Annotated in this window: 26 protein-coding genes, 1 tRNA gene and 2 rRNA genes (1 of these 29 only partly in view); 26 read left to right on the forward strand and 3 right to left on the reverse strand. The window is 64.1% G+C overall.

Going from position 1 to position 24,389, the window contains the following annotated elements; translation table 11 throughout:
• The 3 genes from CX676_RS15860 to CX676_RS15870 form a co-directional block, all read left to right on the forward strand.
• Positions 1-474: ribosomal RNA gene (locus tag CX676_RS15860) — 23S ribosomal RNA — on the forward strand (it extends 2,358 nt beyond the left edge of the window).
• A 107-nt stretch (positions 475-581) separates the two neighbouring features.
• Positions 582-696: ribosomal RNA gene (gene rrf, locus CX676_RS15865) — 5S ribosomal RNA — on the forward strand.
• A gap of 59 nt (positions 697-755) precedes the next feature.
• Positions 756-832: transfer RNA gene (locus CX676_RS15870), tRNA-Met, on the forward strand.
• Here CX676_RS15870 and CX676_RS15875 read toward each other — a convergent pair.
• Complete coding sequence (locus tag CX676_RS15875; RefSeq protein ID WP_232816664.1) at positions 789-2,462, reverse strand: recombinase family protein; 1,674 nt, start codon at positions 2,460-2,462, stop codon at positions 789-791. The two genes, CX676_RS15870 and CX676_RS15875, sit on opposite strands and share 44 nt — an antisense overlap.
• Positions 2,463-2,957: 495 nt before the next feature.
• On the opposite strand from CX676_RS15875, the gene CX676_RS15885 reads away from it, so the two are divergent.
• The 20 genes from CX676_RS15885 (at position 2,958) to CX676_RS15980 (ending at position 17,343) form a co-directional block, all read left to right on the forward strand.
• Positions 2,958-3,257: a type II toxin-antitoxin system TacA family antitoxin gene (locus CX676_RS15885; RefSeq protein WP_012092580.1), complete on the forward strand. Its 300-nt coding sequence runs from the start codon at positions 2,958-2,960 to the stop codon at positions 3,255-3,257.
• 46 nt (positions 3,258-3,303) lie between these two features.
• Positions 3,304-3,771 carry a GNAT family N-acetyltransferase gene (locus tag CX676_RS15890; protein WP_223850374.1) on the forward strand — a complete coding sequence of 156 codons (468 nt, stop codon included), beginning with the start codon at positions 3,304-3,306 and terminating at the stop codon, positions 3,769-3,771.
• A 68-nt stretch (positions 3,772-3,839) separates the two neighbouring features.
• On the forward strand, positions 3,840-4,316 hold the full coding sequence (locus tag CX676_RS15895; RefSeq protein ID WP_012092582.1) for a thermonuclease family protein: 477 nt from the start codon (positions 3,840-3,842) through the stop codon (positions 4,314-4,316).
• A 228-nt stretch (positions 4,317-4,544) separates the two neighbouring features.
• A complete protein-coding gene (locus CX676_RS15900; protein ID WP_198590217.1) occupies positions 4,545-6,266 on the forward strand; it encodes an ATP-dependent nuclease in 1,722 nt (573 codons plus the stop codon).
• A gap of 125 nt (positions 6,267-6,391) precedes the next feature.
• Positions 6,392-6,775, forward strand: coding sequence for a metallophosphoesterase family protein (locus tag CX676_RS15905; protein ID WP_232816484.1), 384 nt, complete (start codon positions 6,392-6,394; stop codon positions 6,773-6,775).
• Positions 6,776-6,881: 106 nt separating this feature from the next.
• Positions 6,882-8,411 carry an IS21 family transposase gene (gene istA, locus CX676_RS15910; RefSeq protein ID WP_101752186.1) on the forward strand — a complete coding sequence of 510 codons (1,530 nt, stop codon included), beginning with the start codon at positions 6,882-6,884 and terminating at the stop codon, positions 8,409-8,411.
• Positions 8,401-9,195 (forward strand): IS21-like element helper ATPase IstB, encoded by a 795-nt coding sequence (gene istB / locus CX676_RS15915; RefSeq protein ID WP_101751536.1) that lies wholly within the window; start codon positions 8,401-8,403, stop codon positions 9,193-9,195. Before istA ends, istB begins: the two co-directional genes overlap by 11 nt.
• Before the next feature lie 92 nt (positions 9,196-9,287).
• Positions 9,288-9,575: a zincin-like metallopeptidase domain-containing protein gene (locus CX676_RS15920; protein WP_456299514.1), complete on the forward strand. Its 288-nt coding sequence runs from the start codon at positions 9,288-9,290 to the stop codon at positions 9,573-9,575.
• Positions 9,572-9,967 carry a DUF2958 domain-containing protein gene (locus CX676_RS15925; RefSeq protein ID WP_101753478.1) on the forward strand — a complete coding sequence of 132 codons (396 nt, stop codon included), beginning with the start codon at positions 9,572-9,574 and terminating at the stop codon, positions 9,965-9,967. The genes CX676_RS15920 and CX676_RS15925 overlap by 4 nt, the downstream gene beginning before the upstream one ends.
• 123 nt (positions 9,968-10,090) lie before the next feature.
• On the forward strand, positions 10,091-12,241 hold the full coding sequence (locus CX676_RS15930) for a ParB/RepB/Spo0J family partition protein (protein ID WP_074970581.1): 2,151 nt from the start codon (positions 10,091-10,093) through the stop codon (positions 12,239-12,241).
• Between the two features lie 98 nt (positions 12,242-12,339).
• Positions 12,340-12,816: a hypothetical protein gene (locus CX676_RS15935; protein ID WP_058098278.1), complete on the forward strand. Its 477-nt coding sequence runs from the start codon at positions 12,340-12,342 to the stop codon at positions 12,814-12,816.
• Positions 12,817-12,887: 71 nt separating this feature from the next.
• Positions 12,888-13,154, forward strand: coding sequence for a DUF6117 family protein (locus CX676_RS15940; RefSeq protein WP_012092596.1), 267 nt, complete (start codon positions 12,888-12,890; stop codon positions 13,152-13,154).
• The gene (locus tag CX676_RS15945; protein ID WP_101753479.1) at positions 13,151-13,447 is read left to right on the forward strand and encodes a hypothetical protein; all 297 of its coding nucleotides are present in this window, start codon (positions 13,151-13,153) and stop codon (positions 13,445-13,447) included. The genes CX676_RS15940 and CX676_RS15945 overlap by 4 nt, the downstream gene beginning before the upstream one ends.
• Before the next feature lie 424 nt (positions 13,448-13,871).
• Complete coding sequence (locus tag CX676_RS15950) at positions 13,872-14,036, forward strand: hypothetical protein (RefSeq protein ID WP_166507195.1); 165 nt, start codon at positions 13,872-13,874, stop codon at positions 14,034-14,036.
• A 210-nt stretch (positions 14,037-14,246) separates the two neighbouring features.
• The gene (locus CX676_RS15955; RefSeq protein WP_012092608.1) at positions 14,247-14,735 is read left to right on the forward strand and encodes a DUF6878 family protein; all 489 of its coding nucleotides are present in this window, start codon (positions 14,247-14,249) and stop codon (positions 14,733-14,735) included.
• 10 nt (positions 14,736-14,745) lie between these two features.
• Complete coding sequence (locus CX676_RS15960) at positions 14,746-15,126, forward strand: DUF6915 family protein (RefSeq protein WP_012092609.1); 381 nt, start codon at positions 14,746-14,748, stop codon at positions 15,124-15,126.
• A 39-nt stretch (positions 15,127-15,165) separates the two neighbouring features.
• A complete protein-coding gene (locus CX676_RS15965; RefSeq protein ID WP_101753480.1) occupies positions 15,166-15,534 on the forward strand; it encodes a thermonuclease family protein in 369 nt (122 codons plus the stop codon).
• 131 nt (positions 15,535-15,665) lie between these two features.
• On the forward strand, positions 15,666-16,223 hold the full coding sequence (locus CX676_RS15970) for a hypothetical protein (RefSeq protein WP_039194755.1): 558 nt from the start codon (positions 15,666-15,668) through the stop codon (positions 16,221-16,223).
• A 66-nt stretch (positions 16,224-16,289) separates the two neighbouring features.
• Positions 16,290-16,706, forward strand: coding sequence for a hypothetical protein (locus CX676_RS15975; protein ID WP_101753481.1), 417 nt, complete (start codon positions 16,290-16,292; stop codon positions 16,704-16,706).
• On the forward strand, positions 16,699-17,343 hold the full coding sequence (locus CX676_RS15980) for an antitoxin of toxin-antitoxin stability system (RefSeq protein WP_074970575.1): 645 nt from the start codon (positions 16,699-16,701) through the stop codon (positions 17,341-17,343). Before CX676_RS15975 ends, CX676_RS15980 begins: the two co-directional genes overlap by 8 nt.
• Positions 17,344-17,360: 17 nt before the next feature.
• Here CX676_RS15980 and CX676_RS15985 read toward each other — a convergent pair whose 3' ends face one another.
• Together CX676_RS15985 and CX676_RS15990 are read right to left on the reverse strand one after the other, a co-directional pair.
• Complete coding sequence (locus CX676_RS15985; protein WP_058098141.1) at positions 17,361-17,744, reverse strand: type II toxin-antitoxin system VapC family toxin; 384 nt, start codon at positions 17,742-17,744, stop codon at positions 17,361-17,363.
• Positions 17,741-17,998 (reverse strand): type II toxin-antitoxin system Phd/YefM family antitoxin, encoded by a 258-nt coding sequence (locus CX676_RS15990; RefSeq protein WP_058098140.1) that lies wholly within the window; start codon positions 17,996-17,998, stop codon positions 17,741-17,743. The genes CX676_RS15985 and CX676_RS15990 overlap by 4 nt, the downstream gene beginning before the upstream one ends.
• Positions 17,999-18,158: 160 nt before the next feature.
• Between CX676_RS15990 and CX676_RS15995 the strand changes: the two genes are divergently transcribed.
• The 3 genes from CX676_RS15995 (at position 18,159) to CX676_RS16005 (ending at position 24,132) form a co-directional block, all read left to right on the forward strand.
• Positions 18,159-18,581 carry an antirestriction protein gene (locus CX676_RS15995; RefSeq protein ID WP_074970573.1) on the forward strand — a complete coding sequence of 141 codons (423 nt, stop codon included), beginning with the start codon at positions 18,159-18,161 and terminating at the stop codon, positions 18,579-18,581.
• Positions 18,582-18,739: 158 nt separating this feature from the next.
• Positions 18,740-23,089 carry a strawberry notch family protein gene (locus CX676_RS16000; protein WP_101753482.1) on the forward strand — a complete coding sequence of 1,450 codons (4,350 nt, stop codon included), beginning with the start codon at positions 18,740-18,742 and terminating at the stop codon, positions 23,087-23,089.
• Positions 23,089-24,132 (forward strand): DUF7146 domain-containing protein, encoded by a 1,044-nt coding sequence (locus tag CX676_RS16005; protein ID WP_101754388.1) that lies wholly within the window; start codon positions 23,089-23,091, stop codon positions 24,130-24,132. Before CX676_RS16000 ends, CX676_RS16005 begins: the two co-directional genes overlap by 1 nt.
• The last annotated feature ends 257 nt before the right edge of the window (positions 24,133-24,389 follow it).

Consider the following 24,389-nt stretch of genomic DNA (forward strand, 5'->3'; position numbering starts at 1 on the left):
GGCCATCGCTCAACGGATAAAAGGTACGCTGGGGATAACAGGCTGATGATGCCCAAGAGTCCATATCGACGGCATCGTTTGGCACCTCGATGTCGGCTCATCTCATCCTGGGGCTGGAGCAGGTCCCAAGGGTACGGCTGTTCGCCGTTTAAAGAGGTACGTGAGCTGGGTTTAGAACGTCGTGAGACAGTTCGGTCCCTATCTGCCGTGGGTGTAGGATACTTGAGAGGAGTTGCCCCTAGTACGAGAGGACCGGGGTGAACGTTCCACTGGTGGACCAGTTGTCGTGCCAACGGCAGTGCTGGGTAGCTATGAACGGACAGGATAACCGCTGAAGGCATCTAAGCGGGAAGCCCCCCTCAAAACAAGGTATCCCTTGAGAGCCGTGGAAGACCACCACGTCGATAGGCCGGAGATGTAAGCGCAGCAATGCGTTCAGTTGACCGGTACTAATGGCTCGATTGGCTTGATTTGATCCGGTGGAAGACAGACTTCCAAACCGATCACAAGCATGCAGACATGCAACTTGGACAACACCTGCCCGGTAAAAAGGGCGCAACGCTGATCCGTTTCTTTCCCGGTCTGGTGGCCATAGCACGAGCGAAACACCCGATCCCATCCCGAACTCGGCCGTTAAGCGCCGTCGCGCCAATGGTACTGCGTCTCAAGACGTGGGAGAGTAGGTCACCGCCAGACCTGGAAAGAAACGGAACTCTCTGAAACGATGGATAACCTCCGAACAAGACATACCCTGTCGCGGGGTAGAGCAGCCCGGTAGCTCGTCAGGCTCATAACCTGAAGGTCACAGGTTCAAATCCTGTCCCCGCAACCATCTTTACTTGCGACCCCGTAGCACCCGCTGCGGGGTTTTTGCTTTGCGTGGAAATCGTAAGGATTCCAGCGAGATCGCCCTGAACGTCGATCTCCACCTTGCCGTCGACTGGGGTCAGCACGATCTGATCCACGAGCGAGCGCAGCGTGTCGGCGGCCTCGATCCGCTTCCCCTCATCTTCGTCCTGCAGAGCGTCGTAAAGCTGTTGGACCCGCTTGCGGTATTGCAGTGCCATGCTCGGGTGCAGCAGCGGTGGCGGCTCGTCGGCTTCGGCCAGGAACTGTTCCAGTTCGGTCTTTCGGGCCTCGAGCTTCTTGCTGCGTTCTTTCACCATGTCGACCGAAAGGGCGTCGCTCAGGTACAGGTCGAGGATCTTTTCCAGTTCTCGGTTGACCTTGGCCAGTTCCGCCTCGGCCGACGCGATACCCGCACGGCCTTCCATGCGCAGGCGGTTCATCTCCTGCGTGAAGACCTCGCAGAAATGGGCGAAGAGCTCCGGATCGACGAGCTTGGTGCGCAGCGCATTGAGTACACGCGATTCAAGCTCGTCGCGGCGGATGTTGACCCGGTTGTTGCAGGTCCCCTTGTTGCGCGCTGTCGCACATCCGATCAGCGTCGCCGAGATCGCGGAATAGCCGCCACCACAGCAGGAACATTTGGTCAGTCCCGAGAAGAGGTATTTGGGACGGCGGCGGGTATTGATCCGGGAGAGATCGGCCTCGCCGTTTTCCTTCCGGGCGATCTTGTTCTTTTCCTGTCGCGCCTTCACCGCGCTCCAGAGGTCGTCGTCGAGAATGCGCAGCTCCGGCGCCTCCTGGATGACCCATTCCTCTTCCGGGTTGGGGCGGGCCTGCCGCTTGCCGGTGCTCGGATCTTTGACGAAGCGCTGTCGGTTCCAGACGATCTTGCCGACATACATCTCATTGTTGAGGATGCCGTTGCCCCGTTTCGGGTTGCCGTTGATCGTGCTGAAGCCCCAGTCGCCGCCTGACGGAGCGGGAATGCCTTCCTTGTTCAGGGCGAAGGCGATGGTCTTGGCCGATTTGCCGGCGGCATAGTCGCGGAAGATGCGGCGCACGACTTCGGCCTGGAATTCGTTGATGGTGCGATCGCCGCGGATCGGCTCGCCGTTCGCATCGAACTTCTTGACCACATCGTAGCCATAGGCATTGCCGCCACCCGATTTGCCTGCCTCGACGCGGCCGCGCTGCCCGCGGCGGGTCTTGTCGGCCAGATCCTTCAGGAACAGCGCATTCATCGTGCCCTTGAGGCCGACATGCAGATGCGTCACCTCGCCTTCCGACAGGGTGAACATCTTCACGTCGGCATAGGACATGCGCTTGAAGATGCCCGCGATGTCTTCCTGGTCGCGGGAGAGGCGGTCCATCGCCTCGGCGAGGATCAGGTCAAAGCGGCCGCCCATTGCGTCGGCCATGAGCGCCTGAATGCCCGGCCGGATCAGCGAGGCGCCGGAGATCGCGTGGTCCGAATACTCCTCGACGATGTGCCAGCCCTGCTTCTCGGCATGGAGACGGCACATACGGAACTGGTCGGCGATGGAAGCGTCGCGTTGATTGTCGGAAGAATAGCGAGCGTAGATCGCGACTTTCAAAACTTGGCTCCCATCCATATCAGGAGGAGCGCTTCCTCCTTTGCCGTGACATCATCACTTCCTCTGCATAGCACTCCTGCGCCGCCTGCCTCGCCAGGATGCCGACCAGTCGCAGAAGGCGTGGGTCGGGATTGCCGCGTGGCGTAAACGTCAGCTCCGGCACGTCCAGCAGCAAGGATTCGAGCAGCGCTTCGCGCTCTCCTCCTGTCATCTTTGCCGGGTTTCCTGGGGCTCGCAAGGTCATAACTTGCAGCATTCGCCCCGAGGGAAGCATAAGCAACGGAAATTGAAGGCGAATATTCGGCGGCAATTGGCGCGGGTGAGCGTGCTATCGCGTAGCTCAGCGTGTCCTGGCGAGCCATGGCGTAGCAAAATAACCTATCGGAATCCCTCGCTGGCCCGGTCATCATTGGCCTCGTCGCCTCTCCTCATGAGGTCATTGACTGTAGGCGCAACCTTATCGTATTGTAATTCGCGATACAAGACGCTATATGCCGACCAAGGAGATTCGCCATGGCCACGACCGCCGAACGCAAGGAATACCCGATCTCGATGCGCTTGCCCGAGGCGGATGTCGCAATGATCGATCGCGCCGCCAGCTTGCGCGGCCGCTCGCGCACCGATTTCGTGCGCGACGCCGCTGTGCGCGCGGCCGAGGAGGTCGTCATGGAGCAGGGCCTGATCCGGATGAGCCCGGAGGGCTTCGCCGAGTTCATGGATGTGCTGGCGCGTCCGGCCGCTCCCGTTCCGGAGATGGTAGACGTTCTGAAGCGGCCCGCGCCATGGGAGCCCGGCTACGTGGCGAAGCGGTAAGCTCTTGCACCTTTCGGGTCCTGAACCGCTCTCTGCCGAACACGATGTGTCCGAGTTCACCTGTGGCAAGCCCACGCTTGACCACTGGCTGAAATCACGCGCCCTCTCCAATCAGCAGAAGGGCTTCACCGCCGTCCTCGTCGTGCATGAGGCTGGGCGCGTGGTCGGCTTCTACGGCCTCGCGCCTACCGGTGTGGTGCCTTCGGTTCTGCCGCGTTCGATCAGGACGGGGCAGCCGCCCAACCCGGTCCCCTGTATGCTGCTCGGCCAACTCGCAACCGACACCGGATGGGCAGGGCTGGGCATCGGGACCGGTCTTGTGAAGCATGCTCTCCAGCGCTGCGTTCAGGCCGCATCGCTGATCGGCGGGCGGGCCTTGCTGGTCAACGCCGTCGACGGGGAGGCGGCCAAGTTCTGGAGGCGGCGTGGCTTCGAGCCTTCCAGGGATGATCCCCTGGTTCTGCTCCGCTCGATCAGCGACATCGCTGCCTCGCTCGGCGAGGGCGGTGGGTGAAAGCTTGGCTGGCCTCCAACCGTAGCGATCCGCCCCTTCAGTCAGATTGAAGTAGATCAGATCCGCCCATGCAAATTCGTCCTCCCCCATTGCCCACATTCCACTGGCAGATGTTCGTGCTTTCCTTCGCGCTATTCTGGGCGGTCGGCGGCATGCCCGAACCTGCCAAGGCTCAGCCTCGGCCGCAGATTGCGAAGTGCGTTCCCGGCCAGGCCCGTACCGCCGACGAATATTGCCTCGTTGATGGCGACACGATCTGGATCGACGGGGAAAAGCTGCGCATGGAAGGCTACGACACCCCGGAACCGCAAACCCACATCTGTGGTGGCGACGCCGAAATCGCGCTGGCACACCGAGCCAGTGATCGGGTGATCGAGCTGCTGAACTCGCACGACTGGACCGTCGAATATGGAGAGCCGGACAACACCGGCACGCGGACGCTCGTGACGATCAGAATCGGTGGTCGCGACATCGGTGACATCCTGATTGCCGAAAGGCTGGCCAGACCCTGGCCCGATGGCGAAGAATGGTGGTGCAACCCGTAGACGTTAGTTCCACGCCGTCGACCGCCTGGCGAGATCAAACTAACTCACTGTGCGCCCCTTCTCGGTCGTTTCGACGATGATCCGCTGATCCTGGAAGCAGCTTTTCAGCGCCCAGTGTGACCAAGGCTTTGCCGTGCGAGGTAGGCGCGACTTGATGGAGTAGCTGTTCATCGCACTTGCATTCCCGCCGCTCGGATTCGACAACTGGTGTACTCGGGGGAAAATGCCATGCAGCTTGAGCGTGCTCGCATCAGAAATTTCCGTTCACTTCGCGATGTCGAAGTCGTTTTTGGCGCACACACCGCATTGATCGGCGGCAATGGCGCAGGAAAGTCTTCAATCTTGAAGGCTATCGAGAAGTTCTACTCGACTACGAAAAACTGCGACGCTGACGATTTCTTTGGACGCGATCAAGGGCAGCCGATCGAGATTGAACTAACCTTTCACCAGCTTAGCGAGCAAGAAGCCGCAGCGTTCGAGGATCGGGTGCGGGATGGTAGGTTGGTCGTCACCCGCATTTTTGACGGAGGTCCATCAAGTGGACGCTATCATGGTGTCGTTCCACAGATTCCCGACTTCGTCGCTGTTCGGGCTCATTCCGCAGCCACACCCAAGCGCGCTGCTTATAATGCCCTGCGCGAGAATAACCCACTCTACGCCGACCTTCCCACTGCTGGCAGTGCGGCAGCGGTCGACCAGGCGATGCTAACCTGGGAGGCTGAGCATCCCGATCAGTTGGTGCTGCTGCCCGACGATGGTCAGTTTTTCGGATTCCAGAACAACAGCCGAGGCAAGCTCCAGCAGCACACGAGCTTCGTGTTCATTCCGGCGGTTCGCGACGCATCAGCGGACGCGGCGGACGGCAAGACGAGCGTCATCGGCAAACTACTCGAACTGCTAGTGCGCAGTCAGATCCTTCAGCGGCCGGACGTTCAAGCGTTCAAGGCGCAGATGACCGAGGCCTACCAGGCCTTGGTATCCGCCGAAAATATGCCTGAACTCGGTGCGCTCGCTGGGACCCTCACCGCCGACCTGCGGGGTTTGTATCAAGATGCTGAAGTTTCGTTGGCCTGGCGCGAGGTCGGCGAGATGCCAGTCCCGTTGCCAATGGCGGATGTGTTTCTCAAGGACGAAGGCTTCGGTGGACCGGTGGACAGGCAAGGTCACGGCCTCCAGCGTGCCTTCATCTTTACACTTCTCCAGCATCTTGCGCGAACTGCCGTGCCGGAGGGCGACGAGGCACCCCCTGATAGTGACGTTGACGGCAGTGATGACGCGCCCGCTGCGGCTGCGGCTGCGGTCATGGCGCAGGCACCGACGCTTATCCTCGCAATTGAAGAACCCGAACTGTATCAGCATCCGACCAAACAGCGGCACTTCGCGGAAGTGCTGCGGGGCTTGAGTAGCGGTACGCTCCCTGGCGCGCAGGGCCACACACAGGTTATCTTCGGTTCGCACTCGCCAATGTTCATTTCGATGGGGAAGGCCGACGAGATCAGGCTTACCCGGCGCTCGCATTGTGACGACAGTGAATTCAAGCAATGCAGCCTGCAAGCGCTGGATCTCGGCACCGTTGCGCAGAAGCTCGAACGCGGCTGGAATAAGCCCGCTGGCACTTTCAGTGCACAGACTTTGATGCCGCGGTTGCACATTCTCGGTGCTGAATTGGCCGAAGGCTTTTTCGCCACCGGTGTGATTCTGGTTGAGGGCCGAAGCGATAAAGCGGCGCTCACCGCGACGGCGCGGATGCTCGGCGTGAATTTCGAGGCGGCCGGCATCGCCATCCTGTCAACCGAAGGCATCTCACGCCTGAAGTACACACGGCGTGCCTTGCTGCTGCCTGCGAACCCTTTGGTGTGCATCCGAGCAACGATGCGCAGAAGATACCGGAAATCGTCTATCAGACACTTCTCCGTGCTAAAGAACAGGGCCACGAGAGCGAGATGCTGAAGAGCCTCGTCCGTGCCATGTGGCGTTTCTTCCGCGATGAGGAAATCCCGGACCCGACGGAGGCGCAAGCTCCGGTAGCAGTGGGTGCGTGATCCATGTGTGGCACTGTAACGAGGAACTGATTCGTGGCGACGCTCAAGATCATCTATACGGCTGACTGGCAGCTCGGAAAGCCGTTCGGGCGCTTTCCGCAGGAGGTGCGTAGTGCGTTGGCTGAGGCTCGCCTCGATGCCATCGATCGCCTCGGTGCTGCGGCAATATCCAGCGGTGCCACGCACATCGTCGTCGCCGGTGATGTGTTCGACAACGTCGAACCCGGCGACCGCATCGTCACGCAGATGCTGTCACGTATGCAGCGGGCGTCGGTCACCTGGTGGCTGATGCCGGGCAACCACGATCATGCGCGAGCCGGTGGACTCTGGAGCAGGCTGCGCGGGCGTGCGCCTGCCTCAGTCCGGATCGTGGACACTCCCGAGCCTATTGAGATGGAGCAGGGTGCTTGGTGTTGATTTCCACCCAGAACTGACCCGGGTTGGCGCGTAATTTCCATTGAGATTTGACCCATGTGACCCTTCCCCAACGCGATCAGCGGCGGGGAGCAACGGAGTGATCCACATGGGACTTTTGAATATCATCCGGCGGATGGCGCTGCGTGAGAAGCTGCCGATCCGCGAGATAGCCCGCCGGACCGGGCTATCTCGGAACACCATCAAGAAGTATCTGAACGCGGGCACGATCGAGCCGAAGTTCTCGGTGCCTGAGCGCCCGAGCAAGATCGATCCGTTCGCCGAGAAGCTCGCGGCTTGGCTGAAGACTGAGACGACGAAGTCGCGCAAGCAGCGCCGGACATTGAAGCAACTCTACGCCGATCTGGTCGCGCTCGGCTATACCGGTTCCTACAATCGCGTCGCCGCCTTTGCTCGTGACTGGCGCGCCGACCGGCAACGCGAGCAGCAGACCACGGGACGCGGTACCTTCGTGCCGCTGGCCTTCCGCCCGGGGGAGGCCTTCCAGTTCGACTGGAGCGAGGATTACGCGGTGTTGGGCGGAGAACGCACCAAGCTGCAAGTCGCCCATATCAAGCTGTCACACAGCCGGGCTTTCCTGGTTCGCGCCTATCTGCTGCAAACCCACGAGATGCTGTTCGACGCCCATTGGCATGGCTTTCGCGTCTTCGGCGGCGTTCCTGGGCGGGGAATCTACGACAACATGAGGACCGCTGTGGATCGCGTTGGCCGCGGCAAGGAGCGTCAGGTCAATATGCGCTTCCTCGCCATGGCCAATCACTATGTCTTCGAGCCGGAATTCTGCAATCCGGCGTCGGGCTGGGAGAAGGGACAGGTCGAGAAGAACGTCCAGGATGCGCGCCCGCGGCTGTGGCAGCCAATGCCCAACTTCCCGGACCTGGCAGCCCTGAACGCCTGGCTGGAGCAGCGCTGCATGGAACTGTGGCGGGAGATCCCACATGGAACCCGTGCCGGCAGCATCGCCGATGCCTGGACCGAGGAGCAGGCCGCGCTGATGGCCCTGCCGCCTGCCTTCGATGGCTTTGTCGAGCAAAGCAAGCGCGTCTCACCGACCTGCCTGATCAGCTTCGAGCGCAATCGCTACAGCGTGCCGGCGTCTTTTGCCAATCGCCCTGTGAGCCTCAGGATCTATCCCGAGCGCCTGGTCATTGCCGCCGAAGGGCAGATTTTGTGCGAGCATGAGCGGGTGATCGAGCGCTCGCACCACCTGCCGCCGCGCACCATCTACGACTGGCGGCATTACCTCGCCGTCATCCAGCGCAAACCCGGTGCCCTGCGCAACGGAGCCCCGTTTGCCGAGTTGCCCGCTGCCTTCAAACGGCTGCAGGAGCAGATGCTACGGCGGATTGGCGGTGATCGCGAGATGGTCGATATCCTGGCCTTGGTCCTGCATCACGACGAGCAAGCGGTGCTGACCGCGGTCGAACTTGCCCTGTCCGAGGGCGTCGCGACCAAGACCCATGTGCTGAACATTTTGCACCGCCTGATCGACGGAAAGACCGACGGACCACCCATCGACACGCCCCAGGCTCTGCATCTGCGCCGAGAGCCCAAGGCCAATGTCGAACGCTATGATGGCTTGCGCGCGCACATGACCGGAGGCCGCCATGCGTCATGATCCTGCCAGCGGCGCCATCGTGATCATGCTCCGCAGCCTCAAGATGCATGGCATGTCGCAAGCCGTCACCGATCTGATCGAGCAAGGCGCACCAGCCTTCGAAAGCGCCGTGCCGATCCTCACCCAACTGCTGAAGGCCGAAATGGCCGAGCGAGAAGTTCGCTCAGTCGCCTATCACATGAAGATCGCCCGCTTTCCCGCCTATAAGGACCTGTCAGGCTTCGACTTCTCGGCCAGCGAAGTCAATGAGGCGACTGTGCGCCAGCTGCATCGCTGCGAGTTCATGGGCGGCGCCGAGAACATTGTCCTGATCGGCGGCCCAGGCACCGGGAAGACCCATGTCGCAACCGCCATTGGCATTCAGGCCATCGAGCATCATCGCCGTAAGGTCCGGTTCTTCTCGACCATAGAACTGGTCAACACGCTCGAGCAGGAGAAAGCGAGAGGCAGGACCGGCCAACTGGCTGAAACCCTGATGCGGCTGGATCTCGTGATCCTGGACGAGTTGGGATACCTGCCGTTCAGCGCATCAGGCGGCGCATTGCTCTTTCACCTGCTGAGCAAGCTTTACGAACGCACAAGCGTCATCATCACCACCAATCTCAGCTTCAGCGAATGGGCGACGGTCTTTGGCGATGCCAAGATGACCACCGCGCTACTCGATCGCCTGACCCACCGCTGTCACATCCTGGAAACCGGCAATGACAGCTTCCGCTTCAAGGCAAGCTCGGCTGCTGCGACCAGAAAAAAGAAGGAGACCTCTGATGTCTTGACCCGGTCATGACCCGACCAACATAATCTCAAGGTGGGTCAATTCTCGATGGAAAACCCGGGTCAGTTCTGGGTGGAAATCAACACACAGGCCATGCCTCGCGCCTGGGGCGGGATTTTTCGGGCAGTTTCGGCACGAAGAAATACGCCTTCGAGGAGCTGGTGGCCGAGATGAACGCGGCATTCTGCTGCGCCTCGCTTGGTATCGTGCCGACCGTGCGCCATGCCGACTATATCGGCTCCTGGCTGGAGGTGCTGCGCGAGGACAACCGCGCCATCGTCCGCGCAGCTTCTCAGGCCAGCAAGGCGGCCGACTGGCTGCTGTCGCATCTGCCCGACGAAGATGCCGGGGAGCCGGTTCCGGCTGCAATCGAAGGGAGGGTCGCGGCATGATCCTTTTGACCGGAACACAGCGTGACCGGCTTCTGGCCAATGGATGCCAGCGCGGCGGGGATCACATCCCCGTCGTGAAATTCTTCAACCCCTTCGGCGCGGGCGTCTGGCTCGCCACTGAGCTGGATCCGGGCGGCGACATCATGTTCGGCCTGGCCGATATCGGCTACCCCGAACTTGGCTCGTGGAGCCTGGAAGAGCTGCGCAGGGTCCGATTGCCCTTCGGCATGGGGATCGAGCGGGATCTGCTCTTCACCGGGGATTTCCCGATCTCGGTCTGGGCGGAGGCTGCGCGGGAAGCCGGCAGCATCCGTGCGGCGGAGCGAGCCCTCTACCGCGCCGGTGCGGCATTCACCTGCACATCCGCAGATACGGAAAGCCGGGATTCCTGATTTCCGGCTGTCGGCTTTGTGGCCTGGCGTCGCGCTCTTCAGAGGAAGAGGGCGGCGCTTCGCTTCGTGACGGGTTGGAGGTCGAGAGAGAGGCTCCCGGCCGCCCGTCGCGGAGAAACCACCATGGCCAAAGCTGCCAGGAAGAAGCCCGTCGCCCCGATGATCGTCTTTTCGCGGGCGCGCGACATTCCGTTCAACCGCATCAGGCTGTCGGACAGCAATGTCCGCGAGACCGATGTCGAGGCGGGTCTGGACGAACTTACCCATGACATCGACCGGCGCGAGGATCTCGTGCAGGGTCTCAATGTCCGCGCCATCCTCGACGAGGACGGCAATGAGACCGGCGAGTTCGAAACCCCGGCCGGCGGCCGCCGCTACAGGTCCATCGCGCGCCTTGTCGAGGCCGGTCGCTTCCCGGCCGAAGGGCTCGTGCCCTGCATCGTCAAGAAGGCCGACGCCAAGACCTCGGCCGTGGACGACTCGCTGGCCGAGAACCTGCTGCGCCTCGCCCTGCATCCGCTCGACCAGTTCAAGGCGTTCAAGCGGATGTTCGACATGGGCATGTCGAAGGAGGAGATCGCCGACGCATGGCGGACCACCCCGCGCTACATCATGCAGCGTCTTCGCCTCGCCACCGTCGCGCCGACGCTGCACGACGCCTATGCGCGCAACGAGATGACGCTGGCGATGCTGGAAGCCTTCACCGTCAACCCCGACCACGAGCGCCAGCAGCAGGTCTGGGAGCGCATCAGCACGTCGTGGCAGAAGGAACCCTGGCAGATCCGCAACATGCTGACCGAGACCACGGTTCCGGCCGCCGACAAGCGCGCCCGCTTCATTGGCGTTGACGCTTACGATGCGGCGGGTGGCCCGGTGCTGCGCGACCTCTTCTCCGAGGAGAACGGCGGCTGGTTGCAGGACGTCACGCTTCTCGACCGGCTGGTCGACGAGAAGCTGCGCACCGTCGCCGACGAGATCGCCGGTCAGGGCTGGAAGTGGATCGACGCGGCAGTCGAGCTGCCCTACGGCCACACCAACGGGTTGCGCAGGCTGGTCGGCGTGACCCAGGAACTGACCGACGAGGAACGCGCCACCCGAGAGGCGCTGCGCGACGAGTATGACGAACTCGAAGCGCAGTATGCCGAAGCCGACGAGCTGCCCGATGAGGTCGATCAGCGGCTCGGGGAAATCGAAGCCGAGCTGGAAGCCTTCGAGAATCGGCCTGTCACCTTCGCGCCGGAAGACATCGCTCGTGCCGGTGTCTTCGTCAGCATCGGCCGCGATGGCGAGTTGATCGTCAGCAACGGCTACGTCCGCTCCGAGGACGAACAACCCGAGACCGTCGATGGCGAGGATGCCACCGAGGGTGCGGACCCGTCCGATCCCGATGCCGTGCAGCGCGCGGTCATCACCGTCGGCGGCGAGCCCGTCCCGGACGCCGATGAAGAGGAGGACGATGCCGTCAAGCCGTTGCCCGAGCGACTCGTGACCGACCTGACCGCCTGGCGGACGCTGGCGCTGCGCAATGCGCTTGCCGAGAATCCGCGCGTCGCCATGACGGCGCTGCTGCACAAGCTGGTTCTCGATACTTTCGAGCGCACCGCCACCTCGGGAACCAGCCTCTATGCCGCCGTGCGTCACATCTATCTTCCCACGGATGCGACCGGGCTCGCTGACAGCGCCGCCGCGAAGATGATCGACGAGCGCGCGGACGCCTGGCGGGGGGACATTCCCTCCGGTGATGACGACCGGCTCTGGGACTGGATCGACGGTCTCGACGATGCCAGCCGCCTGGCGCTGCTTGCGCATTGCGTCAGTTTCGGCGTCAACGCGCTCTACGAGCGGCCCAACCCCTATTCGGGGAATGGCATCTCGCAGCACGGTCTCGACCGCCGCATGGCCGAGGCCGAACGGCTGGCGCAGGCCACCGGCCTCGACCTCGTCGAAGCGGGCTGGAGGCCAACGGTCGAGAACTATCTGGGCCGCGTGACCAAGACCCGCATCATCGAGGCGGTGCGCGAGGGTGCCGGCGATCGCGCGGCCGATCTCATCGCGCATCTCAAGAAGGGCGACATGGCGAAGGAGGCCGAACGGCTCCTGGCCGATACCGGCTGGCTGCCGGAGCCGCTGCGCCCCGCCATCGAGGCGCAGGCCGTGGATGGCGCGACCGATCAGGACGAGGACAGCGTGGCGCTGCCCGACTTCCTCGCCGGTGGCCATGAGGACACGGCCGAGGCCGCCGACGATCCGGAGGCCCTCGTCGCCGCCGAGTGACGCGAATCAGCGGGGCGGCCTCCGTCGCCCCGCATTCCATCCCTTCCATCTCAAGGCCCGGCATCTCGCCGGGCCGCTTTCGTTTCAGGAGCAAGATCATGTCCGCTTCCCTCATCTTCGACATCGTGCCGCTCGGCTCGCTCGTGGCCTACAGCGACGGCCAGCCGAAGCCGCCCGCACGTTTCACCAAGAAGCTCGCCGCGTGGAAATCCCGCAACGGGGCCGGTCGTCTCGTGCGCAAGGAACCGGGCCGCGAGCGCCCGACCTACACGACCACGCCGTCCTTCACCCTGCATGAAGGCGATTTCGGCGAAGGCGGCATCATTCTTATCACCGTCATGCGCAGCTACGGCATCGACAGCGATCTGAGCTTCCGGGTGATCGAACGCCCGAAGATCGGTCAAGTCCGCGTTGTGCAGGATGTCGGAGAGAACGTCGAATTGCTGCACCTCGCGGAGAACCACGAGGCGGCCGAACTCTGGCTAGCCAGGAACGGCTACACCCGCGCGCGCCTCGAGGAGATCACCGCCGACGAGGCAGGCGCCGACGCCGTCGAGGGTCGAGCTGCCGCGTGACGTTCGCCGATCCCGTTCATCCGGCCCGCTTGTCCCGTAACGGCGGGCCTTCTTCGTTTCAGGAGAACACAATGGCCATTCCCGATCCCGTTCGAACGAACTTCGACACTCTGCTTCGTGCTGCCGATGACGGCAATCTCGCCCTTATGGAATGCCTCGACGCCGCGACCCGTGAGACACGCTATGTCCTGTGCGCGGTCGGCCGCGACGGGGGTGATTACGTCTTCACGCCGTTCGGCCATCTCGCAAGCGGCAACCCCTATGACGCCTATCTGCCGCCGGATCCCGACGATCCTGCCGGCTTTGTCGAGAAGGCCGAAGATGGGGGCGCATCATGATGACGGTCGATGAAATCTTCGCCGATGACCGCCGCAATCCGCCATCGGAGCGCTCGCTTCCCTGGAAGGAAACCCGCAACGGCGTCACCGTCATCGTGGAACCGAAACCGCATTGGGCCGAGGACATGCGCGCCTTCCGGCTCGATGCCCGCGAATACTGCCGCTATGCCGACTGGACGGCCCATGGCGCCCGGACGCGCTTTTTCGGTCATATCGACACCTCCGGCGACGATGTGATGATGAAGGCCCGCGCCATGATCGCCCGCGAAATCGCCGATGGGTTCTGGGACTGACCGGCCCTGAAAGCCGAACCTTGCACACGGGGCTATCGGGTATCGCTGCACAAGCAGCGATGGATCGAGTTCGAGCTTCACCATTGCGCCAACTCCTTGGTGTTGTGGGGGCAACGGGTTCCGTCCCCGGCCTGAAACACACCCTGAATATCCGCCGGCAACGAGGCTGGCGCAGCAAAGCATCTGCGACGGGTTTCCGGCACCGGCTCGACGCAAAGCACCATCCCCCGCTTCCATTCGCTAACCTTGGTCCGACCGTCTCTTTGCATTCAACCCCGGTGGGGTCGGCTTACGCGCGCGTGCCGCCCTCGGGGATTCGGAAAGAATCCGAACGCCCGAGGGTGATTGCAGATCCGGTCAGACACTTCGGGCGCCTGTCGCGCGGGGGATGGTCCCCCGCCTCCAAAGACAGGAGCCGGAACCCATGTCCTACGCAGATGCCACCGCTTTCGCCGCCAGCCTCGCCACCACGCTGATGGTCGTGATCGTCGTGTTCCAGGCCGGGGACGGCACCCACGGCGCCATGCCCGCCGACGAGTTCGACGGCGACGAAGAGATGGTGAAGCTCGAACTCGATCCCTTCGGCTGAGGCGCGAAAGCGCCTCCGCCCGACGGCCCGGCCCGCGTCAGGCGCAGCCGGGCCTTGTGCCATGCGCAGGCTGCGCATCGCCAGCGGCGGTGCCGAGGCCTCGCCTCGGCTGTGGAAAGGGAGAGTTGGGCCGGGATCGGGGCGAGCCTGGCGGAAGGAGAGGAGAGCGCCGCCGGGCCATATCATCCCGCTCTCCTGGAGGATCATCCAATGACCGATACCGACAAACCAGCCACGCCGGAATTCGACATGGCCGCCAGCGTCGCGCGCTTCTTCGCCGAGCGCGATGAGCGCAACCGTCGCGCTGAAGCGGTCCGTCCCGACAACAAGACGGCGCTGTTCGATGCGCTGGCCGCCGCAGGCATCACTCTCGTGACCGTCACCTTCGACGGTTCTGGCGACAGCGGCCAGATCGAGGACATCACCGCGCAATCGGACGACCGGACCGTGGACCTGCCGCAGGGCGAGATCACCATTGCCACGGTGGCATGGGGAACCGACAAGGTGACCGCAATCTCAATGGGCGTTGAGGCGGCCATCGAACAGCTCGCCTATGACTTCCTCTCGGAAACCCATGGCGGCTGGGAGAACAATGATGGCGCCTATGGCGAGTTCAGCTTCGATGTGGCGGCGCGCACCATCACGCTCGACTACAACGAGCGCTACACCGCCACCGAATTCTACAGTCACGAGTTCTGAGGGGGCGGAAATGGCACATCCCTATCATCATGCGCTCTCGTCGGTGAAGAAATGGGGCGGCACGGTCGAGGATTACTTGCCCATCCATAGCTGGTTCGATGCCAGCAAGGAGATCCTGGCCGATTTTCGTCATCGCGCGCTTCGCCACCATGCCGAGGGCATCTTCATGGCCGAGACCATTTTCGGGGCGACGATCACCCTGTCCACCGGCAGGGTGATCCCGGCCCGATGGGTCGGGGAGCAGCATGTCCGCGAGGATCTGGGCCGTATCCCGTCCTTCGCCGATTGGGCGCGGGCAATCCACCCGGCGCCTTGGATGGGGCGGACGCAGCGGATCGAGGCGGAGGTCGATCCGCATTGCGTCAATGGCCGACTTCAGGAAGAAGTCTGAGCAGTCGCGTCAGCCTCCCCCTTATGAAAGCCTCTTGCCATGCTCAGCCATATCGTCATCTCCGTCCTGCTCTGCACGGCTTCCTGCGAACCGGCGGAAATCCGCGTCTGGGACGGTGACTCGATCCGGCTGGGTATGGGACAGCAGTCCGAAGCTGTTCGGATATTCAACATCGACGCTCCCGAAATGGAGGGCCGCTGCATCCATGAAACCGACCCTGCCCGGCAAGCGAAGATCAGGCTGGCGGAAATCCTGCAAGGTCGGCGGGTCGAAATCCTGCGTCAGGGGACCGACCGCTATGGCCGGACCCTGGCGGCGATACGCGTCGAAGGCCGCGATGTCGGCGATATTCTCGTCGATGAAGGGCTGGCGAGAACCTGGGCCGGGCGGCGTGAGCCCTGGTGCTGATCGCCGGATCGTCCCGCCGAGGTGCGGGACGATCCACCGTCGGGACGGGAGAGTAAGAGTGCGGGCCGGTTGGCCGTGACGGATTGTGAGGCGGGAGAGGGGCTTCCGCCGTCCGTCGCGGAGCATTCCCCATGAGCCTTTCCCACCACACCACTTTCGCCTCGATCGGCGAAATTGTCGCGCGACAGATCCTGCCCCGGCTGCGTCATGCCCAGAAGCTGCCGCTGCGCATCTCCTGCATCGGTATCGCCAGCGATGACGAAAGCGATGACGTCGGCGGCTTCGACCGCACGCTCGTCATCGGCCAGTGCCAATCCCCCGAAGAGGCGCTGATCATCGCCAGCCAGCGCGTTGCGCGCGGTGATTTCCGCGTTGGACAGGGCGATGCGCTGCGCTTTCGCCCCCGCGTCATGGTCATTCAGGACAACGAACTGGGCCTTGTCCTTGCCGGTGAGGTCCGGGCCGGGATCGTGCTCTGGCAGCATCCGGTCGCCTCCGACGCCGAGGCTCGCCGCACCGTCACGGAGGCCAGCCGTCTGCGGGGCATGGCCTTCACGGCATCCGGGCGCGGCGATGCGGTATCGGCTCGTGATCTCCGCCACCGCGCCAGCCTGCTCGAGGCGCGGCTGGTCGATCCCTTCTGGCGCGAGACGACTGCCGATCTGCTGCGGCTGCCACAAGCTGCCTGACCTGTCGCCCCTTTCCATCCACTAGGCCCGGCCCCGCGCCGGGCCTTCTCGTTTCAGGAGCCTGACATGGCCGACTACTTCACCCATTTCTCCTGCCTGCTCGACGTGGGCAGCCCCGAGAACGCCGCCCGCGCGCTTGATCTCTACAACGCGCTGGCGCACGAAAACGCCGCCGAAGATCCGCCCTCGGACGGCTTCATGCTTTCGATCCAGCCCGAACATGGCGGCACCCAGCTCTGGATGCGCGATGACGGCACCGGCGATCCCGAGCATGTCATCCAGTTCGTCAAACGCTGTGCCGCCGCGTTCGGCCTGACCGGGCTATGGGGGATGCAATACGCCAATACCTGCTCACGTCCGAGAATCGACGGGTTCGGGGGCGGCGCGCATGTCCTCGACCTCGCCACCGGCGAGACGGTGGACTGGATCTACACCGACGGTTGGCTTTCCACCGTTCTGGACGGAGGCGACGCTCATGCCTGACGTCATCGAAACCACGGTCTATCGGCTCGACGAGCTTTCCGAAGCCGCGAAAGGCAAGGCCCGCGCCTGGTATCGCGAGGGCGGCTTCGACTACGATTGGTACGATGCCGTCTATGAGGATTTCCGGCGGATCGCGGACATCCTCGGCATCCGCATCAAGACCCGCACCGTCCGCCTCATGGGCGGCGGCGTGCGACAAGAGCCTTGCATCTGGTTTACGGGCTTCTGGTCGCAGGGCGATGGCGCCGCGTTCGAAGGCCACTATTCCTATCGCAAAGGCACGGCGGCGGAAATCCGTGCCTATGCGCCGAAGGATGCGGAGCTGCACCGCATCGCGGATGCCCTACATCAGGCGCAACGCCGCAACTTCTACCAGTTGACGGCCGAGACGACCCATCGGGGGCGATACTATCACGAATACTGCATGGCGATCTCGGTCACCCGCGACAGCCCGACAGGGCAGGGCATGACCGCCGATGCCGAGGAGACCGTCATCGAGGCATTGCGCGATCTCGCGCGTTGGCTCTATCGCCAGCTTGAGCGCGACTACGATGACCTGACTTCGGATGAGGCGGTCGATGAGGCCATCGGTGCCAACGAATACAGCTTCACCGTTGATGGGAATCGCTTCGGCTAAAGCCCGGCTTTCCGGGGTTACAGTACCGACCGCAGGTCCGTCCGTGAGAAATCATCGCCGACAAAGAGCAACGGACAGCCGCGCTCGCTCGCGACCTCATAGGCGAAGCAATCGCCGTAGTTGAGACCGGCGGGATGAACGCCCTTGCCCCAGCGAGCATAGGCTTCGGAGATCCTGCGTGCCGAAGCCTCCGTGACGGAGACGACCTCGAACCCAAGGCCCTCGATCAGGGCGGCAATCTCTTCCCCAACATTGCGGCGCCCTGCGACGATCAGCGTCTCGGCCACGGTTCCGGCCGAGATCAGCAATCCGTCCGCCGCCTCGATCGCCGCCATGCAGGTCTCGGCCTGCGGCTCGTCCAGCACGATCGCCATCAGCGCCGAGGTGTCGACGACGATCACGCCGGCATCCCGTCATCACCATAGAGGAAGTCCTGACTGCGCGCGGCATCGGCGCCGGGCAGTGCCTTGCCCCGCGCCGTGGCCCGGACCCGCTCCATCAGCGCACGCCGGCCTTTCGGGGTCGCTGCGACAGCAACCCGCACGAGGCGGGCGACCTCATGGCCCCGCCGGGTCAGGATCACCTCGTCGCCGGCCTCGGCGCGTTTCACCAGTTCGGTGAGCTGCCCTTTCGCCTCGGTGACAGAAACCCTCATCGCACATCGCTCCAGATGTTCTCCGCTATCCTGCCAAGATGGTCCATAGAATGGTCCATTTCAAGCCCCCAGAGCGAGAGGAGGGCCGGGAGAGGGTGCCTCCGGACGGGTTGAGAGAGGGTCGTCCGGCTGCCGTCCCTTTCCCTCCAGGAGACCGATCATGGCTTTGCCCGAACTTGCTTCTCAATCCGCAACCCGTGTCCCCGACGCGCGCCGCATGGAGTTCCTGCCGCGCCTTTTCGGCCGGCGCCTGCTCATCATCGGCGAGCATGCCGTCTTCCGATTCATGGAGATCCTCAGCCCCGCCGATTACGGCGGCGGGCTCTGGGATTTCTACGAACGCGCCGGCCAGCCGCTCTATCTCGCGCCGACATCAAAGCCCCGTTACCTCCTGTTCTGCGAAGGCAACGGTTTCGAGGGCGAGGTCTCATGCGATGCGGCTGGGATCATCGCCACGCTCTTCGCCTTCTCGCATCTTTCCTTCCGCTACGATGACGACGAACTCGCCGAGGGCTATGGCCGTCTCTACGAACATGCCGCCAATCACCCGGAGGCGGCGGCGATCTTCCAGGCCATCGACTGAAACCCACAAGCGCCCAGCCTGACGGTCGGGCGCTTGTTTCATGCCTGCTTTCGCCACGGCTTCAGAGCGAGAGATGGGCCGGAAGGGGTTTGAGCCGGTGCGGTCGAGAGAGAGCGCTGCCCGGCTTGATCCTGACTTGCTCTCCCGAGGAATCCCCGATGAACATGATTTCCGCATCCGCGGCGGCATCCGCCACCGCGCCGCTTCCGCTCGACCATGGCGCCGAGACCGCAGCCTGCGTTTTCACCGCTGCCGGTCTGCTGCTGCCGCATCTGGAACGCGGTCAGCGTGTCGACGCCGCCACGCTGCGCGGCGCGATGGAAGCGGGTTTCGGCGCTTCCGACGCTACCGGCGCATGGACCTGGAAGATCGCCTATGATGCTTGCGAGGCGGCCACCGTCCTCTTCCTGCGCAAATACGGCAAAGCGCTTTTCCGCAAAACCGGGTCTCCGGCCACCATCCTGCCGCAACTCGGCAAGATCGCCGGGCTTCTGCCGACGCATACGCGCCGCTCGGAAGAAGCGCAGAGCTTCCAGCAGTTCTCCACCCCGATCCCGCTCGGTTTCGCGGCGGTCACGGCGGCGGCGATCACCCCCGCCGACCGGGTGCTGGAACCCTCGGCCGGCATCGGGCTCCTCGCCATCCTGGCCGAGATCGCCGGCGGCGCGCTTCTCGTCAATGAACTGGCCGAGGCGCGCGCCGGCCTCTTGTCTTCCCTCTTTCCGGCCCTTTCCGTTACCCGCTTCGATGCGGCCCAGATCGATGACCATCTCGATCCCTGCCTTGTTCCGACCGTTGTGCTGATGAACCCGCCGTTCTCGGTCATGGCCCATGTCGAGGGCCGCATGGCCGATGCTGCCTTCCGCCATGTCGCTTCGGCGCTGGCGCGTCTTGCGCCCGGCGGACGGCTCGTGACCATCACCGGGGCGAGCTTCGCCCCCGATAATCCGGCGTGGACCGCCTCCTGGACCCGGCTGCAGGAACGCGGTCGCGTCACCTTTTCCGCCGCCATCGACGGCTCGGTCTATGCCAAGCAAGGCACCACTGTCCCGACCCGGCTCACGGTCATCGACAAGCTGCCGGCCGAAGATGCGGCGGTGTTTCCGGCAGCGCCTGGTGTCGCGCCGGACGTGGCCACGCTGATCGCCTGGCTAGCCGACATGCTTCCCACGCGGCTGCCGGTCGATCCCGGCCTGACGGTGCCGGTCGCACGACCCACCGCGCCCCGCACCGTGCGCGGCTACGTCAACCGCGCCGCGCGATCCGCGCCCGCCGCGCCCCTTGCGGAACCGGAGGCCGTGCCGGTCGCCTACGAGACCGTGGATTGGGAACCGGCCGAGGGCGGCGGCCTCTCCGACGCGATCTACGAGGAATACGGGCTTCAGACCATCCGCATCGACGGGGCGCAGGCGCATCCTACCCAGCTCGTGCAGTCGGCCTCGATGGCGAGCATCGCGCCGCCGAAGCCCAGCTATCGGCCGACGCTTCCCAACGACATTCTCGGCAAGCTGTCCGAGGCGCAGCTGGAGACCGTGATTTATGCGGGCGAGGCCCATGGGGGCTTCCTCGCCGGGGGCTGGACGATCGATGACACGCTCGACAATCTCGCCGCCGCGCCGGAGGATGCCGAGGGAGCAATCCGTTTCCGTCAGGGCTTCATGATCGGCGACGGCACCGGCGTCGGCAAGGGTCGGGAATCCGCCGCCATCATCCTCGACAACTGGATGCAGGGGCGGCGTAAGGCGATCTGGATCTCGAAATCCGACAAGCTGTTGGAGGACGCGCAACGTGACTGGTCGGCGCTCGGCATGGAGCGGCTGCTGGTCACGCCGCTGTCGCGAGTCCCGCAAGGCAAGCCCATCACGCTGAACGAAGGCATCCTGTTTCTAACCTATGCCACGCTGCGCTCCGACGACCGGGGGACAAGGGTTTCCAGGGTCAAACAGATCGTCGAATGGTTGGGCACAGACTTCGATGGGGTGGTGATTTTCGACGAGGCGCATGCCATGGCCAATGCAGCAGGAGGCAGGGGAGAACGCGGCGATGTCGCCGCCTCGCAGCAGGGCCGTGCCGGGCTGCGCATCCAGCATGCACTTCCCGATGCCCGAGTCGTCTATGTCTCGGCCACCGGCGCCACCACCGTCCACAATCTCGCCTATGCGCAGCGGCTCGGCCTCTGGGGCGGTGAGGATTTCCCGTTCTCGACCAGGGCCGAGTTCGTTGAGGCGATCGAGGCGGGCGGCGTCGCGGCGATGGAGGTTTTGGCCCGCGACCTGCGGGCGCTCGGCCTCTACACCGCCCGGTCCTTGTCCTTCAAAGGCGTCGAATACGAGTTGCTCGACCACGAGCTGACGCCCGAGCAGGTCCGTATCTACGACAGTTATGCCGATGCCTTCGCCATCATCCACAACAATCTGGATGCGGCGATGCAGGCCGCCAACATCACCGGCGGCGACGGCGGTTCCGGCACGTTGAACCGGCAGGCCAAATCCGCCGCCCGCTCGACCTTCGAGAGCGCGAAGCAGCGCTTCTTCGGGCACCTGCTGACGAGCATGAAAACCCCGACGCTGATCCGCTCGATCGCCAGCGATCTGGAAGCGGGCCATTCCTCCGTCATCCAGATTGTCTCGACCGGCGAAGCGCTGATGGAGCGGCGGCTGGCGGAGATCCCTACCGAAGAATGGGGCGATCTGAAAATGGACCTCTCGCCGCGCGAATATGTCCTAGATTACCTTGCCCATTCCTTCCCGGTCCAACTCTACGAGCCGTTCACCGACAGCGAGGGCAATCTGTCCTCGCGCCCGGTCTATCGGGACGGCCAGCCGGTCGAGAGCCGGGAGGCGGTAGCCCGGCGCGACGAGATGATCGCCAGTCTCGCCAGCCTGCCGCCGGTTCCCGGCGCGCTCGACCAGATCATCCAGTATTTCGGGACCGACACGGTGGCCGAGGTCACGGGTCGTTCGCGCCGTATCGTCCGCAAACGCAGCGTCTCCATCGACCGGCTCGTCGTGGAAAGCCGCGCCGGTTCGGCCAATCTGGCCGAGACGCAAGCCTTCATGGACGATCAGAAACGCGTGCTGGTCTTTTCCGATGCGGGCGGCACGGGCCGGTCGTATCACGCCGAACTGTCGGCGAAGAACACCCGGCTGCGTGTCCACTATCTCCTCGAAGCCGGGTGGAAGGCGGACGCCGCCATCCAGGGCCTCGGCCGCACGCATCGCACCAACCAGGCACAGCCGCCACTGTTCCGACCGATCTCGACCAATGTGAAGGCCGAGAAGCGCTTCCTCTCGACCATCGCCCGCCGTCTTGACACGCTGGGCGCGATTACGCGCGGCCAGCGCCAGACCGGTGGTCAGGGCCTGTTCCGCCCGGAAGATAACCTGGAATCGCATTACGCCCGTGACGCGCTGCGCCAGCTTTATCTCCTGCTGGTGCGCGGCAAGGTCGACGGCTGCTCACTGGAGCGGTTCGAGGCTGCCACCGGGTTGAAGCTGATGGATGCGAACGGCATCAAGGACGATTTGCCGGCCATCACCACCTTCCTCAACCGGCTGCTGGCGCTGACCATCGAGCTTCAGGGCATCCTCTTCACCGCCTTCGAACAACTTCTGACCGCCCGCATCGAGGGCGCCATCGCCTCCGGCACCTATGACGCCGGGCTGGAGACCCTGCGCGCCGAGAGCTTCGTAGTGACGGATCGGCAGGTGATCTACACGCACCCGCGCACCGGGGCCGAGACCAGCCTGCTGACCATCACCGAACGCAGGCGCAACCGCCCGGTGACGCTCGACGCCGCGCTGGCGGAACTCGACGATCCCCGCGCCAGGCTGCTGATCAACGAGCGCTCAGGCCGGGCAGCGGTGCAGATCCCCACCACCAGCGTGATGTTGGACGATGGCGAGAGCGAGCGCCGCGTCCGGCTGATCCGGCCGATGGAAGCGCAGAACGTCCAGGTCAGGATGATGCGCGAGACCCATTGGGTCGAAGCCGACAGGGATGCCTTCGCATCGGCCTGGGAAGCCGAAGTCGCGGAGGTGCCGGAGTTCGCCGAGTCCACCTTGCACATGGTGACGGGCCTGCTGCTACCGATCTGGAAGCGGCTGCCGAACGACTCCACTCGCGTCTATCGGCTTCAGTCTGACGCCGGCGAGCGCATCATCGGCCGCAAGGTCTCCCCGGCTTGGGCGGCCAATGCGACCGAGACCGGCATCACCTCGGTCTCGCCGGACGACGCTTTCGCGGCGCTGCTGGAAAGTCGGACCATCCTCGATCTCGCCGAGGGCCTCCAGCTTCGCCGGGTGCGCGTCATGGGGGTGAACCGGATCGAGCTGTCGGGCTTCACCGACACCATGCGCCAGCGGCTCACGGCCTATGGTCTGTTCCACGAGATCATCTCGTGGAAGCTGCGCATGTTCGTGCCGGTCGATGCCAGCGGACCCGCCGTGCTGGCCAAGCTCTTCGACCGCTGGCCCGCTCTGCGCATCGGCGAGCGGGAGGCCGCATGATGCCGCGTCACGACGCATCTGAACTGGCGATTCGTCTCGGCCGGGAGGCCGAGGCGGTTTGCCGCCACTATCTCTCGTCCGGCCAACGCACTGGGCGATACTGGCTGGTCGGCGACGTGCAGAACACCCCAGGACGCTCCATGTTCGTGCGGTTGACTGGCCCGGAATCCGGCAAGGGCGCGGTGGGGAAATGGACCGACATGGCCACCGGGGAGCATGGCGATCTGCTCGACGTCATCCGCGAGGCGCTTGGCCTTGCCGACTTCAGGGACGTGGCCGAGGAAGCGCGCCGTTTCCTGTCGATCCCGCATCCCGAACCGGAGTCGACGAGGATGCCGACCGGCAGCACCTCCAGCACCGCGCCCGGTTCGCCTGAAGCGTCGCGCCGCCTCTTCGCCATGGCGCAGCCGATCCGCGGCACGCTTGCGGAGATCTATCTCAACGGGCGGGCGATCACCTCCCTTTCCGGCACCGCCGTGCTGCGCTTCCATCCCCGGTGCTATTACCGGCCCGATGATCATTCGCCCACCGAGATCAGGCCGGCACTCGTTGCCGCCGTCACCGATCTCTCCGGCCACCAGACCGGCGCGCATCGCACCTGGCTCGCCCCGGACGGTTCCGGCAAAGCAACTGTCGAGACACCGCGGCGGGCGATGGGCGACCTTCTCGGGCACGCCGTCCGCTTCGGCACCGCCAATGAGGTGCTTGCCGCCGGCGAGGGCATCGAGACCGTGCTGTCGCCCCGTCAGGTTCTGCCCCGCATGCCGATGCTGGCGGCGCTTTCGGCCGCTCACCTCGCCGCCATCCTGTTCCCGCCGTCCCTGCGCCGGCTCTATGTCGTCAGGGATCGCGACCCGGCCGGGGAAGGCGCAAGAGACCGCCTGGTCGCCCGAGCAGCGAGCCTCGGGATCGAGGCGATATCGCTCACGCCGCTCAGGGGCGATTTCAACGATGATCTGCGACGCCACGGTGCCGATGCCCTTCGGGCGGCCCTGAAGGATCAGCTTCATCCCGAAGACGTCCGCCGTTTCATGGCGGGGTAAGCGCATGATCGGTCCCGGTGGCGTGGTCCTGCTTCATCCCCTGCCGGGCTCAACCACTCGCCATCGGCAGCCGCATCCTTCGTCGGAGAGTCCCGCACCCACGGCCTTCGGAGAGGGCGATCGGCGCACAAACGGGCCGGGCTGGCAATGGCCGGGGGTGGACTATTTTCCGCCGGCGGGGAGCCACCCCACGCGACAGGTCGCGTGGGGACCCCGTCTCTGGCCCCGCCTTTGCATCGCGAAAGTCAAAATAGCCC

It is taken from the genome of Paracoccus zhejiangensis (genome assembly GCF_002847445.1).
Taxonomy (GTDB): Bacteria; Pseudomonadota; Alphaproteobacteria; order Rhodobacterales; family Rhodobacteraceae; genus Paracoccus; species Paracoccus zhejiangensis.